Origin of the sequence: Desulfonatronum zhilinae (assembly GCF_900182865.1) — a bacterium.
In the GTDB taxonomy this organism is placed as follows: domain Bacteria; phylum Desulfobacterota; class Desulfovibrionia; order Desulfovibrionales; family Desulfonatronaceae; genus Desulfonatronum; species Desulfonatronum lacustre.
On the sequence record NZ_FXUJ01000004.1, the window covers coordinates 174358 to 190662 of the forward strand.

15 protein-coding genes are annotated in these 16305 nt (G+C 60.8%); 12 read left to right on the forward strand and 3 right to left on the reverse strand.

Annotated elements, in window-relative coordinates:
• Positions 1–26 precede the first annotated feature (26 nt).
• The 11 genes from AC559A_RS05725 (at position 27) to lon (ending at position 11047) form a co-directional block, all read left to right on the forward strand.
• Positions 27–1265: a bifunctional 3,4-dihydroxy-2-butanone-4-phosphate synthase/GTP cyclohydrolase II gene (locus tag AC559A_RS05725; RefSeq protein ID WP_028570988.1), complete on the forward strand. Its 1239-nt coding sequence runs from the start codon at positions 27–29 to the stop codon at positions 1263–1265.
• Complete coding sequence (ribH, locus tag AC559A_RS05730) at positions 1252–1722, forward strand: 6,7-dimethyl-8-ribityllumazine synthase (RefSeq protein ID WP_028570989.1); 471 nt, start codon at positions 1252–1254, stop codon at positions 1720–1722. The genes AC559A_RS05725 and ribH overlap by 14 nt, the downstream gene beginning before the upstream one ends.
• A 185-nt stretch (positions 1723–1907) precedes the next feature.
• On the forward strand, positions 1908–2444 hold the full coding sequence (nusB, locus tag AC559A_RS05735) for a transcription antitermination factor NusB (protein ID WP_498816723.1): 537 nt from the start codon (positions 1908–1910) through the stop codon (positions 2442–2444).
• Positions 2413–2898, forward strand: a complete 486-nt coding sequence (locus AC559A_RS05740; RefSeq protein WP_498816724.1) for a hypothetical protein — start codon at positions 2413–2415, stop codon at positions 2896–2898. Before nusB ends, AC559A_RS05740 begins: the two co-directional genes overlap by 32 nt.
• Positions 2899–2975: 77 nt before the next feature.
• Positions 2976–3260: a hypothetical protein gene (locus tag AC559A_RS05745; RefSeq protein ID WP_498816726.1), complete on the forward strand. Its 285-nt coding sequence runs from the start codon at positions 2976–2978 to the stop codon at positions 3258–3260.
• Positions 3257–3607 carry a type II toxin-antitoxin system PemK/MazF family toxin gene (locus tag AC559A_RS05750; RefSeq protein ID WP_498816728.1) on the forward strand — a complete coding sequence of 117 codons (351 nt, stop codon included), beginning with the start codon at positions 3257–3259 and terminating at the stop codon, positions 3605–3607. Before AC559A_RS05745 ends, AC559A_RS05750 begins: the two co-directional genes overlap by 4 nt.
• Positions 3608–3674: 67 nt before the next feature.
• Positions 3675–6194 carry a leucine--tRNA ligase gene (gene leuS, locus AC559A_RS05755; protein ID WP_498816756.1) on the forward strand — a complete coding sequence of 840 codons (2520 nt, stop codon included), beginning with the start codon at positions 3675–3677 and terminating at the stop codon, positions 6192–6194.
• Positions 6195–6262: 68 nt separating this feature from the next.
• Positions 6263–7246, forward strand: a complete 984-nt coding sequence (locus AC559A_RS05760) for a DNA polymerase III subunit delta (protein ID WP_498816729.1) — start codon at positions 6263–6265, stop codon at positions 7244–7246.
• A 249-nt stretch (positions 7247–7495) separates the two neighbouring features.
• Positions 7496–8167 (forward strand): RadC family protein, encoded by a 672-nt coding sequence (gene radC / locus AC559A_RS05765; protein ID WP_498816730.1) that lies wholly within the window; start codon positions 7496–7498, stop codon positions 8165–8167.
• Between the two features lie 22 nt (positions 8168–8189).
• On the forward strand, positions 8190–8471 hold the full coding sequence (locus tag AC559A_RS05770; protein ID WP_498816731.1) for an acylphosphatase: 282 nt from the start codon (positions 8190–8192) through the stop codon (positions 8469–8471).
• 119 nt (positions 8472–8590) lie between these two features.
• Positions 8591–11047 carry an endopeptidase La gene (lon, locus tag AC559A_RS05775; protein ID WP_498816733.1) on the forward strand — a complete coding sequence of 819 codons (2457 nt, stop codon included), beginning with the start codon at positions 8591–8593 and terminating at the stop codon, positions 11045–11047.
• A 96-nt stretch (positions 11048–11143) separates the two neighbouring features.
• On the opposite strand, the gene AC559A_RS05780 is transcribed toward lon, so the two are convergent.
• A complete protein-coding gene (locus AC559A_RS05780) occupies positions 11144–12256 on the reverse strand; it encodes a two-component system sensor histidine kinase NtrB (RefSeq protein WP_498816734.1) in 1113 nt (370 codons plus the stop codon).
• A 218-nt stretch (positions 12257–12474) separates the two neighbouring features.
• On the opposite strand from AC559A_RS05780, the gene AC559A_RS05785 reads away from it, so the two are divergent.
• Entirely contained in the window at positions 12475–13488 is a 1014-nt protein-coding gene (locus AC559A_RS05785; protein WP_498816736.1) for an alpha-hydroxy-acid oxidizing protein, read from the forward strand.
• 122 nt (positions 13489–13610) lie between these two features.
• On the opposite strand, the gene AC559A_RS05790 is transcribed toward AC559A_RS05785, so the two are convergent.
• Both AC559A_RS05790 and AC559A_RS05795 read right to left on the reverse strand, forming a co-directional pair.
• Complete coding sequence (locus tag AC559A_RS05790) at positions 13611–14102, reverse strand: chemotaxis protein CheW (RefSeq protein ID WP_498816737.1); 492 nt, start codon at positions 14100–14102, stop codon at positions 13611–13613.
• A 101-nt stretch (positions 14103–14203) separates the two neighbouring features.
• Positions 14204–16255: a methyl-accepting chemotaxis protein gene (locus AC559A_RS05795; RefSeq protein WP_498816739.1), complete on the reverse strand. Its 2052-nt coding sequence runs from the start codon at positions 16253–16255 to the stop codon at positions 14204–14206.
• Positions 16256–16305 lie beyond the last annotated feature (50 nt).

Consider the following 16305-nt stretch of genomic DNA (forward strand, 5'->3'; position numbering starts at 1 on the left):
ACCGGCGAAGGAAAGAGGAACTGAATATGGCACTGTGCAGCATCGAAGAGGCCATCGAGGACATCCGCCAGGGGCGGATGATCATTCTGGTGGACGACGAGAACAGGGAGAACGAGGGCGATCTGACCATCGCGGCTCAGAGCGTGACCCCGGAGATCATCAATTTCATGGCCATTCACGGCCGGGGATTGATTTGTCTGGCCATGGAGCCGGAGTTGGTGGAAAAGCTGGACCTGCCTATGATGGCTTCCCGAAACGAATCGCGGTTCGGCACGGCCTTCACCGTGTCCATAGAGGCCCGTGCCGGAGTGTCAACGGGGATTTCGGCTTATGACCGGGCCACCACGATTCTGACCGCCGTGGCCGACGACGCCAAGGCCGAGGACATCGTCTCCCCGGGACACGTTTTTCCGTTACGGGCCAAGAAGGGCGGGGTGCTTGTCCGGGCCGGGCAGACCGAGGGCAGCGTGGACTTGGCCCGTCTGGCCGGCATGAAATCCGCGGCGGTGATCTGCGAGATCATGCGCGACGACGGCAACATGGCCCGGATGCCCGATCTGGAGGAATTCGCGGCCAAGCACGACATGAAGATCGCGTCCATCGCCGATCTGATCCGCTACCGGATGAAGCACGACTCCCTGTCCGTGCGCCGGGTAGGCGAGGCCAATCTGCCCACCTGCAACGGAGGAGACTTTCGGGTTTTTGCCTATGAAAGCGACTTGGACAACAGTGTCCACTTGGCCTTGGTCAAGGGCGAAATTAATCCGGAAGAACCGGTCCTGGTCCGGGTGCACAGCCAGTGTCTGACCGGGGACGTCTTCGGCTCCCTGCGCTGCGATTGCGGCCCCCAGCTTCAGGCGGCCATGCGGATCATCGCCGAGGAAGGCAACGGAGTGATTCTGTACATGCGCCAGGAAGGCCGCGGCATCGGTCTGGCCAATAAGATCAAGGCCTACTGCCTCCAGGACAGCGGCCGGGACACCGTGGAAGCCAACGTGGACTTGGGCTTTGCCCCGGACCTGCGGGACTACGGGGTCGGCGCGCAGATTCTCGTGGACCTGGGCGTGAGCAAGATGCGGTTGATGACCAACAATCCCAAAAAGATCGTCGGCCTGGAGGGCTACGGTTTGGAAGTTGCCGGACGGGTTCCGGTGGAAGTCCAGGCCTGCGAGCAGAACTTGCAGTATCTGCTGACAAAGAAGGAAAAAATGGGACACATGCTGGATTTCAAAGCTGACAAGGAGAAGGCCCATGCATCATCTTGAAACCATTGAAGGCCGTCTGGACGCCACCGGGCTGCGTTTCGCGATTCTGGCCAGCCGGTTCAACGACTTCATCGTGGACCGCCTCGTGGGAGGAGCCGTTGACTACCTGGTTCGGCACGGCGCGGCCAAGAGCGACATCACGCTGGTCCGGATTCCCGGGGCCTATGAAATGCCCCTGGCAGCCAAGCGACTGGCGGAGACGAAACGCTTTCACGGCGTCGTCTGCCTGGGCGCGGTGATCCGCGGAGCCACCCCGCATTTCGACTATGTCTCGGCCGAGGTTTCCAAGGGCCTGGCCCAGGTGATGCTGGACACCGGGGTCCCCGTGGGCTTCGGCGTCCTGACCACGGACACCCTGGAGCAGGCCGTGGAACGGGCCGGCAGCAAGGCCGGCAACAAGGGCGTGGACGCCGCGGCCGCGGCCCTGGAAATGATTCGCGTCCTGGAACAGGTCTGATTTATCTGGCCTGATAAGGGATATGACTGTCGCTGAATTACCGTTATAAATTGGGTGGTGCAGGCAAGATGCCTGTCCCACTCTTCGACATGCCTCCTGCCCACTCTTGCGGAGCATGCAATACGGGCGAGGCAAAAACGGTAAGTTGAGACCAGCCAACTCCCTAAGAGGATCAACGAGAAACCATGGAAACCCCGAAAGTACACCGACGAGCGGCCCGCAGGCGGGCCTTGCAGTGCGTCTTTGCCCTGAGTTTTCAGAAATTTGAAAATGCGGAGCAGATTCGGCGGGCGTTTTGGGCCCTGCCCGTGGACGACGACGAGTCCGACGAAGGAAGCGGACCGGGTGAGGTCGGAAAGGCCGGGGCCGGATCGTCCAAAGAGACGATATCACTGACGCCGCTTCCAGAGGATCAGGAATTCGGCCTAGGCTTGGTGACCGGCGTTTTCGGTCGGCTGGACGAGATCGACGCGCTGATCCGGCGTTTTTCCAAGCACTGGAAGATCGAGCGGATCGCCAAGGCCGAACTGAGCATTCTCCGGCTGGGCGTTTACGAATTGCTGTACGAACCGGAGATCCCATTGCGGGTGAGCATCAACGAAGCCGTGGAGTTGAGCAAGGAGTTCGCGGATGACCAGTCCTTTCCTTTCGTGAACGGCATTCTCGACGCCGTGGCCAAGGCGGTGAGCCATGGTGAGTTTGGGATTCGTAAGCAGTTCTGACCGCTGTCCCGACCATGCTCGCCATGTCCGCGTCCTGCCCGGCGATGCATCCTCTGTCTCGTTCATGCTGGCCGACGTCGAAATCGCCCCCGATCCGCTTGGGCGGACGCGCTGGCTCCTGTCCTGGTACGCTCCGGACCTTGTAAACGTCGAAAACTGGGCCAGGGGCATGGCGTCGCAATTGGTGGTTCTGGCCTGGAACCCCTGGTGTCTGGATGTGGAATCCTTGGCACGGACCTTGGACCTGTCGACGGATCGAGCCTTGCTGCGCTGGGGGGAACCGTTCTGGAGCACCTACCACGGTGATTTGCAGGCGGACGTTGTGGTCTATCTGGCCGTGGGTGAGCATCGCCGGTTGGTCTATCAAGCGGTTCGCCACTGGGAGTCCCGGTTCACGCATCTCCGGTTCGCCACAGAGCACGATCTGGACGGAGCCTTGTTCGGAAAACGGTAATGGTTGGGATGATGACTCGCTCAATCTGGGATAATTGTACTTGAGTTCAGCAAAAATCAAAGTGGAATGGAGCGAAGATGTTTGCGATGCGTGCAGTTTACGAGAACGGGCATGTGCATATAGAGCATATGCCGCCACTGTCCGGCCGCCACAACATGATTGTCGTTTTTGAGAATATCGACGATGCGGATGCGTTGTGTTGCGGGGAAGGAGCGATTCCTGTGAATGTGTCGTATCCTGATTCGGAAAATCAGGATCGTGAGAATTTTTCCCTGTCCTGCCTTGAGTACGCATATGGCGATGATGAACCAGAGTACACCGACGCAATGCTCAAGACCGTCAATCCTGCGTTTCAACCATGAAAGAAGGCGATATCATCCTGGTGGCCATGGGCCAAGCCGACAACCTGAATAAAAGACGACCAGCGCTTGTATTGAGGAGAATGCCAAAATTTGGTGATTTGCTCATCTGTGGAATCAGTTCTCAAATGCACCAAGCTATACCGCGTTTCGACGCTATCCTGGCGCGAGAAAGTCCGGAATTCGCGCAAACTGGTCTGGTGACATCATCCGTAGTTCGGCTCGGTTTTTTGAATGTCATCTCCATTAACAAGGCGAGTGGCGTACTCGGCAGCGTTGGACAACATCTTCATGTCACACTGCTTGAACGACTCTGCCGGTATTTGAGAAAAGGCGACTTCACCGCTTGAATCGCTTACTTCCATTTGTAAGCCATGGATGCACTACAATAGACGGGAGATGGATATGGACAAGGTGATGGAGCGGTATGATCCGCAAACGGTGGAAGTCAAATGGCAGCGCATCTGGGAGGACCAGGGCGCGTTTCATTCGGAACGCGACGCCTCTCGTCCCAAGTACTACGTGCTGGAGATGTTTCCCTATCCTTCGGGGCGGATTCATATTGGTCACGCCCGTGTGTATTCCATCGGCGACGCCGTGGCCCGTTTGAAGCGGATGCAGGGGTTCAACGTTCTGCACCCCATGGGTTGGGACGCCTTCGGTCTGCCCGCGGAGAACGCGGCCATCAAGCACGGAGTGCATCCGGCCAAGTGGACCATGGAGAACATCGACACCATGCGCGTCCAGCTGCAACGCATGGGCTATTCCCTGGACTGGCGGCGGGAGGTGACCACCTGCCTGCCGAATTACTATCGCTGGGAACAGCTTTTTTTTCTCAAGTTTCTGGAAAAAGGACTGGCTTACCGACACAAGGCGCCTCAGAACTGGTGCGACTCCTGTAACACGGTGCTGGCCAACGAGCAGGTGGAGGACGGCCTGTGCTGGCGCTGCGATACCCAGGTGGTCCAGAAGGAACTGACCCAGTGGTTCTTGCGGATTACGGATTATGCCGAGGAATTGCTGCGGGACCTGGACGAGTTGGAGGGCGGATGGCCGGAGCGCGTGGTGAGCATGCAGCGCAACTGGATCGGCAAGTCCATCGGCGCGGAGATCGTTTTTCCTCTTGAACAGCCCGCTTCGGACGGGACGGCCTCAGTCCGGGTGTTCACCACCCGGCAGGACACGGTGTTCGGAGCCACGTTCATGAGCCTGGCCGCGGAGCATCCGCTGGTGGAAGAGCTGATTGCCGGGACGCCGCAAGAAGCCGAGGTCCGCGCGTTTTGCGACCGGGTTCGGAACATGGACAAGGTGGTCCGGGGGGCCGAGGATCTGGAAAAAGAGGGCGTGTTTACCGGTAGGTACTGCCTGAACCCTTTCACCGGGCAACCCATGCCCATCTGGGTGGCCAACTTCGTGCTCATGGGCTACGGCACCGGCGCGGTGATGGCCGTCCCGGCCCATGACCAGCGCGACTTCGAATTCGCTCGCAAGTACGGCCTGGAGGTTCTGCCGGTGATCCTGCCCCACGGGGAATCTTCTCTGGACGGCGCGACCATGGACGCGGCCCGGCCCGAGCCCGGGACGCTGATCAACTCCGGGGACTTTACCGGCCTGGACAACGAGCAGGCCAAGATCGCCATCGCCGATCATTTGGAACGCGATAAGATGGGCAAGCGGGCCGTGAACTACCGTCTGCGGGATTGGAACATCAGCCGTCAGCGCTATTGGGGCGCGCCTATTCCGGTGATGTACTGCGACGCCTGCGGCGTGGTTCCGGAACGAGAGGAAAATCTGCCCGTGGAATTGCCCCTGGACTTGCAGGTCCGCCCGGATGGACGTTCCCCGCTGCCCGACGCAACGGACTTCGTGAACACGGTCTGCCCGCAGTGCGGCGGTCCGGCCCGGCGGGAAACGGACACCATGGACACCTTTGTCGAGAGTTCCTGGTACTTTCTTCGCTACACCGCGCCCTGGGAACACGGCCAGGCATTTCGGGCCGAGGATCTGGACTACTGGTGCCCGGTGGACCAGTACATCGGTGGGGTGGAGCACGCCATCCTGCACCTGCTCTATGCCCGGTTCTGGGTCAAAGCCCTGCGCGACCTTGGCTATATCCGGATGGACGAGCCGTTCAAGGCGCTTTTGGCCCAGGGCATGGTGCTCAAGGACGGGGCCAAGATGAGCAAGAGCAAGGGCAACGTGGTTTCCCCGGATGAAATGACCGCGCGGTACGGCGCGGACGCGGTGCGTCTGTTTCTGCTCTTCGCCGCTCCGGCGGAACGCGATCTGGACTGGAGCGACTCCGGGATCGAGGGCGCCCAGCGGTTCACCCATCGGCTGTGGCGGCTGGTGATGGACCTGGAAGGGGACCTCCTGGCCGCAGTGCCCTGCTCGGCTACCGACGAGGACGTCCAAGCCGCGGGAGCGCCCGAGGCCGCGACCCTGCGCCGCAAGGAGCACGCCACCGTGGTCAAGGTGGCCGGGGACATCGCGGATCGGTTTCAGTTCAACACGGCCATCGCCGCGGTCATGGAACTGGTGAACACCCTGTACCAGACCAAGGACGTACTGCGGAAAACAGAGCCGGGGCGGCGCGTGCTGTCCTCGGCCGTGGCTTCCACCCTGGCCGTGCTCTCGCCGGTCACGCCGCATTTGTGCGAGGAACTCTGGCAGCGTGTCGGGCACGCGGACCTGCTCTCCGGCCAAGCCTGGCCGACCCACGACCCCCAGGCCCTGGTCCGGGACGAAGTGACCATCGTGGTCCAGGTGGACGGCAAGGTCCGCTCCAAGCTCACCGTGCCCGCCGACGCCGCGGCCGAAGACGTCCAACCCCAAGCCCTGGCCAACGAGAACATTCAGAAACACCTGGCCGGTCGCGAAGTGGCCAAAATGGTCTTCGTCCCCGGCAAGCTGCTGAGCATCGTCACGAAGAAGTGATTGACGGCTCAGTTTTCGCGACTCTGTAGGCTCGTCAGAGCCTCCTGATCGTCTTGGTGACCCACGCCATGTCCCGCCCTCCATTTTTTTTCTGCGTCTGTCCGGACCCCTGGATGATCCAGCGGGAGATTCATGCCAGGGTTCAGGCCGCCGGGTGTGGGGAGTGGAGCCGGACGACGCATTGGGCTGACGAGCCGTTGGAATCGGGCTTCTGGACCACCCTGTCCATGCCCGGTCTGCTCAGCTTGCTGGGTCAGGGCCGGGTTTTGGTTTTGCGGCGGGCCAACGTCCTGACGGTCAAGGTCTGGTCCGATCTGGAGCCGCTTTTGCGTAAGGGCAAGCCGGACTTGTGGGTCTTTTTCTGCCTGGAAGGGGAGTGGAAGGGCAGGGAACCGGCTGTGCCGGCAGTTCTGGCCAAGCAGCCCTATTTCAAGGCGGCCCGGAAAAGGCAATGGGTCTGGGAGTCGCCGGGTATGACGCCCCAGACCCTGCGCAACGAATTGAAGGCCTGGGCCAAGCGGCGAGGGGTCGGGTTCGCGCCGTCCGTGGAAGAGACCCTGGCCGGGTTGTTGCCGCTGGACGGGGCCCGGTTCGGCAACGAGCTGCAAAAACTGGAGCTGGCCCTGGGCGAGCGGCGGCGTGTGGAAGCCTCGGACCTGGGGCTGTTCGGCGAACCGACCTCCCTGGACAACTTCGCCTTTCTCCGGGGGATGCTTCAATCCTCGGCCAACCTGGACGTTTGGCAAACCGTGCTGCTGGACCGGGAAATCAGCAACTCTGGAATGCTGATGCCCGTGCTGGGGCTGCTGCAACGGGAGATGCGCATTCTCTGGCTGCTCAACGCCGGCGAGGACAGCGCCGTCAACCTGCCCCCCTACATCAAGGGCGAAAAGAAACGTTTGGCCGCACAGTTGGGCGAGCAAGGCATCGCCCGGGTCATCGACCTGGTCTTTCAAGCCGAATCCGATCTGAAATCCGGCCGCAAACAAGCCGACCAAATCCTGGAATACCTCGTCTCCAGCCTCTCTCAGCGCCCCGGCTCACACCCTTGAGTCGGACCCTCGATCCTTTTGCTCCGCCTCATAACCGCCTCCTTCACAAGCACGAGCACGGTGACGGTCAGATTCTATCCCGTTGGGAATTTCATCAATCAACCGTGAAGCCCGCCCCGAGTCCAGTTTGCTTTCTCGGGCTTTGCTGATACGAGACGGTTTGTTGTTGCTTTTTTTGCATTTATAAGGCGTTTTCCGGTTCAACGAGGCCTTTTTTGTTGCCACACCCTCCATTCATGCCTATATGCCATGGATAAACACTACATTGGACACCGAAAACGACTGAAAGATCGCCTTGCCAGGAGTTCCCAGGGCTTGGCGGACTATGAAGTCCTGGAGTTGCTGCTTGGTTACGCCTTGCCCCGGAGGGACACCAAGGAGCTGGCCAAGGCGTTGCTGGCCCGGTGCGGATCGCTGCGCGGACTGTTTCATGCCGCTCCAGAGGACTTGGCGGACGTTCAGGGGATGAGCCCCAGCGTGAACGTGTTGCTGAGCGTCTGGCGCGAGTTTTGGAGTCGGGTCCAGGAAGGCTTGATCCAGGACCGGGAAGTGTTCAGCCATCCCCGCATCGTGGCGGACTTCGCCATCGCCCGGCTTGGCCGGGAGCGGACCGAGCAGTTCTGGGTGGCCCTGGTGGACAACAAGAACCGGCTGGTTCACTGGCAACGGGTCAGCCAGGGTACCGTGGATCAGACTCCGGTCTATCCCCGGGAAATCCTGCGCTTGGTTCTGCAGCACCAGGCCAGTGGGCTGATCCTGGTTCACAATCATCCCGGCGGAGATCCGAAGCCTTCGGCCCAGGACCAGGAGTTGACCAAAAAGATGCAACGCGCGGCTCAGGAGATGGACATTCGCGTTTTAGACCATATAGTGGTCACGGATCACGACTATTTCAGCTTTCAAGCCCAGGGGCTGCTGTGAGCCGCTCGGCGAGGACGAACCGGTGAACATCTTGCATGCCCATGTACGTGGACGGGTCCAGGGGGTATATTTTCGAGGCTGGACCCGGAGCCAAGCCCAGCGTTTGGAACTCAGCGGTTGGGTGCGCAATCTCCGGGACGGACGGGTGGAGGTTCTGGCCCGGGGCGATGAAGCGGCGTTGCGGGAACTGGAGAAACTGCTCTGGCAAGGACCGTCCTTCAGCCGGGTGGACGACGTCGCGGTCTCGGACGTCCCGGAGGAAGAGCCAACCCCGGAGGGCTTTCACATCGCCCCAACGGTGTAAGAACACGGCGGTCCGAAAATTGACTTGAAGATTGACGTGGTGATGGCCGTGGCTATGGCCGTGACGCTACGCTGGATTGAATGTAACGATACGATTTTCATAAGGAGTATGTTGCGAATATGAGTACGAAAAACGAAAAACACCAATTGGACGTCGTCGGCGATTCCGAAGAGCAGGAAGCGCATGTGAAGCACGGGTCCGAAGTGGAGCCCGTTTCCGAATCCGAGGATCGAGACGGAGGCAGTGTGGGGCAGGAGATGCCCAAGCACGTTCCGCTATTGCCGGTGCGAGACGTGGTCGTTTTTAATTACATGATCCTGCCGCTGTTTGTGGGCCGGGAGCGATCCATCAACGCGGTGGACGCGGCCCTGAACAGCAACCGGCATATTCTGATTTCCACCCAGAAAGAGGAGAAGACCGACGACCCCGGGCCGGAGGAAGTTCACTCCGTGGGCACCCTGGCCACGATCATGCGCATGCTCAAGATGCCCGACGGTCGCTTGAAGGTGCTGGTTCAGGGCGTGACCCGGGCCCGGATCACCGGTTACGTGCAGAACGATCCGTTCCACATGGTGGAGATCGAGCCCATTGAGGAGGATGAGGTCCGCGAGCCATCGCCGCAACTGGAGGCCATGGTCCGCACGGCCAGGGAGCAGAGCGAGAAGATTCTCTCCCTGCGCGGCATCGCCTCTCCGGACGTGTTGGCCGTGCTGAACAGCGTGGAGGAACCGGGCCGACTGGCGGACCTGATTGCCTCCAATCTGCGAATGAAGATCGAAGACGCTCAGGAAATCCTGGCCTGCGAGGACCCGGTTCAACGCCTGGCCCTGGTCAACAAGCAGTTGATCAAGGAGGCCGAGGTCGCGGAGATGCAGGCCAAGATACAGAGCATGGCCAAGGAGGGCATGGACAAAGCCCAGCGGGAATTTTTCCTGCGCGAGCAGCTCAAGGCCATTCGCAAGGAGTTGGGCGACTCCGCGGAAGGGGAAGAGGATATTGAAGAACTGCGCACGGCCCTGAAAAAGGCCGGATTGCCCAAGGAGGTGCGCAAGGAGGCGGACAAGCAGCTCAAGCGGCTGGAGTCCATGCATCCGGAGTCCTCGGAAGCCACGGTGATCCGGACGTATCTGGACTGGCTCGTGGAATTGCCCTGGAAAAAGCTGTCCAAGGACCAGTTGATCATTCAAAAGGCCAAGACCGTCCTGGACGACGACCACTACGGCCTGGACAAGGTCAAGGACCGCATTTTGGAATACCTGAGCGTACGCAAGCTCAACCCGGACATGAAGGGGCCGATTTTGTGCTTTGTCGGCCCTCCCGGCGTGGGCAAGACCTCCCTGGGGCGGTCCATCGCCAGTTCCCTGGGCCGTAAGTTCGTGCGCATGTCCCTGGGCGGCATTCGGGACGAGGCCGAAATCCGCGGCCACCGCCGGACCTACATCGGCTCCATGCCCGGACGGATCGTCCAGAGCATCAAGCAGGCCGGGACCCGCAATCCGGTGATCATGCTGGACGAGGTGGACAAAGTGGGCACGGACTTTCGCGGCGACCCGTCATCGGCCTTGCTGGAAGTCCTGGACCCGGAGCAGAACTCCACCTTCAGCGATCACTACCTGAACGTACCGTTCGATTTGTCCAAGGTCATGTTCATCTGCACGGCCAACGTCCTGGACACCATCCCCTCGGCCCTGCTGGACCGGATGGAGGTGATCCGCATCCCCGGATACACCGAGGCCGAGAAGATCAAGATCGCCAGGCGCTACCTGCTTCCCAGGCAGATCAAGGAAAACGGCCTCAAACCCGAAGACGTGGTCATCTCCGACCAGATCCTCAGCAAGATGATCCGCGAATACACCCGGGAGGCCGGATTGCGGAACCTGGAGCGGGAGCTGGGCTCGGTCTGCCGCAAGCTGGCCCGCAAGGTGGCCGAGGGCGAATCCGGATCGTTCACGGTCACGGCCAGGATGCTGAACAAACTCTTGGGAGTCGCCCGGTTTCTGGAGAATGAAAAGGACAAGGAACTCTATCCCGGCGTGGCCCTGGGCTTGGCCTGGACCCCGGTGGGCGGCGAGGTGCTGCACGTGGAGGTTTCCACCATGCCCGGCAAGGGCAAGCTGATTCTGACCGGACAGCTGGGCGACGTGATGAAGGAAAGCGCCCAGGCCGCGTTGAGCATTGCCCGCAACCGGGCCGGAACCCTGGGGCTGGACCCGGATTTCGCTGAAAAGAACGACATCCACATCCACGTTCCGGCCGGAGCAACGCCCAAGGACGGTCCGTCCGCCGGCGTCACCCTGGTCACGGCCCTGTTCTCGGCCCTGACCAACACACCGGCCAGGAACGATCTGGCCATGACCGGGGAGATCACCCTGCGCGGGCGGGTGATGCCCGTGGGCGGGATCAAGGAAAAAATCCTCGCCGCCGTGGCCCACGGTCTGAAAGTCGTGCTGATTCCGGCCCAGAACAAGAAAGACTTGCAGGAAGTCCCCGCCGACCTGCTGCGCAAGATCAAGGTCCGGTACGTGGAACATGTGGACGAAATCTGGCCCCTGGTCGTTTCGAAAGAGAAAACGTAGCCCAAAGAAATGGCTCCAAACATTAAAAAAAGGCCGCCTCTGGGCGGCCTTTTGACGTGGATGTTTGACCCCGCCGGACAATTTCGACGACGGCAATCAATCCGGTTCGTTGGGTGATGCACGCTCGGCGAGGTTCTCGCGGCGGATCAGGCGTCGGCGCTCCAGGGGCAGGAACAGGTCGAAGCGCGTACCTTTCTCAACGTTCGAGAAAACTTCAACCTTGCCTTGATGGCTGTCCATGATGCGCTTGAGAATGGCCAGGTCGATGCCGGCGCTGTGGGTTTTGGTGCTGAAAAACGGCTGGAAGATCGAGGCGAGGTCGGTTTCCGGAATGCCGGGGCCGGTGTCCTGAACGCTGAACACGTACCACGGTTCACGGGTTGCTCCCGTGACCCGGATTTCTCCTCCTTCATGGAGCGCGTCCGCGGCGTTTTCCACGAGGATGGACAGGGTCCTGGAGATCAGGTTCTGGTCCATGAGCAGGTTCGCGGGTTCCACTTCGATCAGGCAGCGCACCCCGGAGGCCTTTAATTCCTCGGAAAAGGGCGAGACGCCCATCTCCACCACCAGTTCCGTCGGCGCGGAAAAGAAGGCGGGTTTGGGCGGGTTGGTGAAGAAATCGATCTTGCGGACGATGTTCTCGATCTTCTTCAGGTTGTCCAGGATGCAGTGATAGGAGGTGTCGTCTTCGTCCGTGGCCTTGCAGGACGTGTACATCTTGCGCAAATAACCGCCGATGATCAGCAAGGGATTGCGGATTTCATGGCCCACTCCGTTGGCCACCCGGAGCAGATCCTGGTAGCCGATCTCCTGAAGGAGCTTTTCCATTTGCTTTTCGTGGTCAATGTCCAGGATATGTGCCAGAAGCAGACGGCCTCGTGGATGGTCGTATCCACGCAAATGGAGCATGGCCATGAATCGGGTTCCGCTGCGGCGAAGCAGCATGGCCTGTTCGTCCACGGCTCCCGTTTCAGCGACCAGATGCAACAGGTTCGGATACAGAATGTCTTGATCCTCGGGAGTGAAGAGCATGCTCAGCCGCTTGCCGGTCATGCTTTGCGCCCCGTGGCCGAACATGGTCTCCGCCCCGGGATTGGCGACGAGGATGGCGCCGCCGGGTTCGCAGACGAAAAGGGCCTGGGGCGAGGACGTCAGCAGATCGCGCAGGAAGTGCGGACAGTCGATCCGGTCCGTGGGAAACCACGTCATGAAGCCTCCTGATGAGAAACAAGTCGAGAGAGGCATCCGCGAGATCCATCCCGTCCGGGATCAGTGGTGAGGATCAGATTGAGGGCGGATGCCGTATTGATCACACTAACAGGAAAATCGGCTGGTTCCAAGGGTGTTGCCCTGAAGAGAAGATTGTTGCTATGTCATGAAACGGATTTGTAAAATCTCATCAAACTCGTGATTGCAAGGAGGACGTCATGAAGGAAATACACGCGAAAGCGCGTGCGCTGATGAAGGGATACTGCCGGGTCTGTCCGGTGTGCGACGGCCGGGTGTGCGCGGGCGAAGTGCCGGGCATGGGTGGTCTGGGGACGGGATCGTCCTTTCAGGACAATATCCGGGCCTTGGCGGAAATTCAGTTCAACATGCGCTGTTTGCACGACGTGGTCACGCCGGATTTGTCCGTTTCGCTGCTGGGATTTGATTTGTCTCTGCCCGTCCTGGCCGCGCCCATCGGAGGGGTTTCCTTCAACATGGGCGGCGGGGTGCCGGAGGATGCGTATATCCTGGCCAAGCTGACGGCCTGCGTGGAGGCCGGGACCGTGGGCTGTACCGGGGACGGTGTGCCGGATTTCATCCATGAAAGCGGGTTCTCGGCGATTAAGGCCCTGGACGGCAAAGGCATCCCGTTCATCAAGCCTTGGGAGGACCAGGAATTGTTCACCAAGCTGGATAAGGCACTGGATGCCGGGGCCGAGGTGGTGGGGATGGACGTGGACGCCGCCGGGTTGGTCACGTTGCGCAAGATGGGACGTCCCGTGGCCCCCAAGCCGGTGTCCGAACTGGCGGCGGTGATCCGGCGGACCAAGGCCAGGTTCGTAGTCAAGGGAGTGATGACCGCGGATGAGGCCAAGATGTGCGTGGATGCCGGGGCCGCCGGAATCGTGGTTTCCAATCATGGCGGACGGGTTCTGGATGGAACGCCGGGAACGGCCAGGGTGCTGCGCGAGGTTGCCGAAGCCGTCCGCGGGCAGATCACTGTATTGGCCGACGGTGGAGTGCGCTCCGGCGCGGATGTGCTGCGGATGCTGGCCCTGGGGGCGGACGCGGTGATGATCGGGCGGCCCTTTTCCGTGGCCGTGCTCGGCGGCGGCAAGGAAGGGGCGACGCAATACCTGGAAAAAATCCGCCAGGAACTGACCCAGTGCATGGTCCTGACCGGAACGGCCTCTGTCCGCTCCGTGGATTCACGGATTATCCGAGGAACGTAGGCGTGTGCCTGCGTGCCCGCCCTGCATGCTGAAGGGGTCCGTTCACCAAAAGTAAAACGGCCGGAACTCCCAGATGTCGTCTGGGAATTCCGGCCGTTTTTTGCTTTTATCGCGGATGCTCGTCAGGCCGTTTCTTCCATGTCCTTGACGATGGCCAGTTCATCGGCGGAGAAGATTTTGTCGATGTTCAAGATGATGATGAACTGTTCTCCGTTCTTGCCCATGCCTTCTATGAACTCGGTCTTGATCCGCGTGCCCAGGCGCGGGGCCGGTTCGATTTGATCCGGCTCCAGGTTGAATACCTCCTGGACCGAGTCGGCCAGGGCTCCCAGGATGGTCGATTCACCATCCACGTCCACTTCCACGATGATGATGCAGGTATTCACGGTCTGCTCGGTCCTGGTCATCCCGAACTTCAGCCGCATGTCCACCACGGGCACGGCCCGTCCCCGAACGTTGATCACCCCTCGCAAAAAATCCGGAGTTCGCGGCACCCGGGTGATGTCCGTATACTCCAAGACCTCCCGGACCTTGGCGATGTCCATGGCGTAGAGTTCCTTGTCCAGGGTGAAGGTCAGATATTGGTTCAACGTGGCGCTTTTCTTTTCGGTCATGGGTTCCTCCAAAGAGATGGGAACGGGGTTATTGGTTTATCGGTTCAGCGGCTTGCATGAGGCAACCGTGAACCGTTGAACCGTGAACCCCGAGCCACGATCTAGAACTTCTCGAACTCGTCGTCATCCTTGCCCATGTCCAGGGCGAAACCCTGGCCTTTGGGCGCCTGCTTGCCCGCCGGAATGGGCGCGGCGGCTCTGGCTCCGCCGCCGAGCAGATTGCCCGCGGGCTTACGGGGGTGGGGGACGCGTCGCATGGAGCCGGACTCGCTGCCCATTTTAAAGAAGGCCATGGTGGCCTGGAGTTCCTCGGCCTGGCTGGAGAGTTCCTCGGCGGTGGAAGCCATCTCCTCGGCCGCCGATGCGTTCTGTTGGATGACCTGGTCCAGTTGCTGAATGGCCTTGTTGATCTGTTCCACGCCGATGCTCTGTTCCCGGCTGGCCGCGTTGATCTCTTGGATCAGTTCCGCGGTGCGCTGGATGTCCGGGACGATCTTGACCAGCATTTCCCCGGCCTGTTCAGCCACCTGCACGCTGGACCTCGACAGTTCGCTGATCTCCGTGGCAGCGGAGCCGCTGCGTTCGGCCAACTTGCGCACCTCGGCGGCCACTACCGCGAAGCCCTTGCCCGCGTCTCCGGCCCGGGCCGCTTCGATGGCCGCGTTCAGGGCCAGCAAATTGGTCTGCCGGGCGATTTCCTCAATGATGGAAATTTTCTCCGCGATTTGCTTCATGGCCGTCACGGTCTGAGACACGGCCTGCCCGCCTTCCTGGGCGTCCTTGGCCGCCTGCAAGGCGATCTTCTCGGTCTGCGCCGCGTTGTCCGCGTTCTGCTTGATGTTCGCTGTCATCTCTTCCATGCTGGAAGAGACTTCTTCCACCGAGGCCGCTTGTTCCGTGGCGCCCTGGGACATTTGTTCCGCTGAAGCGGAAAGTTGCTCGCTGCCCGAAGCCACGTTCTCCGAGGCCGACTTGACCCCGCCCACGATTTCCCGGAGCTTGGTCTGCATATCCTGCATGGCCTTGCCCAGCACGCCGATTTCGTCCTTCTGGTCCACGTCCAGGCGGGCATCCAGGTCGCCCTCGGACAGGTCCTCGGAGAAGCGCACGCCCTGGCTGACCGGGCCGGTGACGGCCCTGGTCAGGATGATACCCAGAGCCATGGCCAGGATCACGCCGATGACGACCCCGGCGATGGCCACGGTCTGGGCCATAGCCGCGTCGGCTTCGGCTTCGGCGACGGCTTCCGCGGTGTACTGCTCGTTTAATTCCAGCACCTGATTCAGCAGCCGGAGAGCTTCCATCTGCCGTTCCCGGACTTCCACCATGGCGGTTTGGGTCATGGTTTCAAAAAGAGCTTCGGCTTCCTGAGCCACGGCGATTAGTTCGTCGAACCGGGCAAAGGTTTCGTTGGCCATGGGGATGGTTTCCCGGGCCAGAACCTGGTTTGCTGCGGCGGTGTCGCCGGTGCTTACCGAGCGCTTGATGTTGGCGATGGAGGAGTGAAAGGGGTTGTGCGAGGTCGGCATGCGGCGCAGAATGTCCAACAGTCTTTGGTTTTCGGTCCGGAAACCAGCGAGCCAGCGTCCGAAGTTGCACGCCGTGGGGTCTTCGCCGCCGTCGAACTGCACGCCGCGGGTGATCAACGCATAGACTTGGCCCATAACGGCATGGTGGTCGCCACGAAACTGTTGCAGGTTGGCCCGCAGGTTGGCCGGGTTGTTGATCCCGGTGCGTTGCAGCTCGCGCCCCATTTCGATGAATCGGTCGTTCACGGCCCGCCAGGCGTCCAGAGCCGCAACGGTCTGCCGCCACAAGGCGGTTTCCTCGGCCGTGGCCGGCATCGCCTCGAATTCCTCGCGCAGTTTGGCGATGGCCGCGCGTTGGCGGGTCAGGTTGTCGAATTGGCGTTGCGTATCCTCCTGGCTCAGGCCCGGGATGAGCAGGGTGCGCTGGGCCACGCGCAGGGATTCGTATTCCTTTTCAATGTTCTGCAGGGCCTGAATGCTCGGCAGGCGAACAGCTCCGACCTCTTCGATGTGCCCGGTCAGGTTGCGGGCTTCCCACCACCCGAACGCCCCCACGATGAAGACGATCAACGCTACGACGGCAAACCCACCGATGAGCTTCACACCAAGACGAATGTTTTTCATAGCCCTTCTCCTCACTTGCGATTGGCGACCTAAAGTTGCTGCCCCGGACA

Excerpts from the sequence above, each read along its gene's own strand:
- AC559A_RS05760 (WP_498816729.1), top strand. The coding sequence starts at position 6,263 with ATGTCCCGCCCTCCATTTTTTTTCTGCGTCTGTCCGGACCCCTGGATG.
- lon (WP_498816733.1), top strand. The coding sequence starts at position 8,591 with ATGAGTACGAAAAACGAAAAACACCAATTGGACGTCGTCGGCGATTCC.
- AC559A_RS05750 (WP_498816728.1), top strand. The coding sequence starts at position 3,257 with ATGAAAGAAGGCGATATCATCCTGGTGGCCATGGGCCAAGCCGACAAC.
- ribH (WP_028570989.1), top strand. The coding sequence starts at position 1,252 with ATGCATCATCTTGAAACCATTGAAGGCCGTCTGGACGCCACCGGGCTG.
- AC559A_RS05780 (WP_498816734.1), bottom strand. The coding sequence starts at position 12,256 with ATGACGTGGTTTCCCACGGACCGGATCGACTGTCCGCACTTCCTGCGC.
- AC559A_RS05740 (WP_498816724.1), top strand. The coding sequence starts at position 2,413 with ATGGTGAGTTTGGGATTCGTAAGCAGTTCTGACCGCTGTCCCGACCAT.
- AC559A_RS05795 (WP_498816739.1), bottom strand. The coding sequence starts at position 16,255 with ATGAAAAACATTCGTCTTGGTGTGAAGCTCATCGGTGGGTTTGCCGTC.
- AC559A_RS05725 (WP_028570988.1), top strand. The coding sequence starts at position 27 with ATGGCACTGTGCAGCATCGAAGAGGCCATCGAGGACATCCGCCAGGGG.
- AC559A_RS05745 (WP_498816726.1), top strand. The coding sequence starts at position 2,976 with ATGTTTGCGATGCGTGCAGTTTACGAGAACGGGCATGTGCATATAGAG.
- leuS (WP_498816756.1), top strand. The coding sequence starts at position 3,675 with ATGGAGCGGTATGATCCGCAAACGGTGGAAGTCAAATGGCAGCGCATC.
- nusB (WP_498816723.1), top strand. The coding sequence starts at position 1,908 with ATGGAAACCCCGAAAGTACACCGACGAGCGGCCCGCAGGCGGGCCTTG.
- AC559A_RS05785 (WP_498816736.1), top strand. The coding sequence starts at position 12,475 with ATGAAGGAAATACACGCGAAAGCGCGTGCGCTGATGAAGGGATACTGC.
- AC559A_RS05790 (WP_498816737.1), bottom strand. The coding sequence starts at position 14,102 with ATGACCGAAAAGAAAAGCGCCACGTTGAACCAATATCTGACCTTCACC.
- radC (WP_498816730.1), top strand. The coding sequence starts at position 7,496 with ATGGATAAACACTACATTGGACACCGAAAACGACTGAAAGATCGCCTT.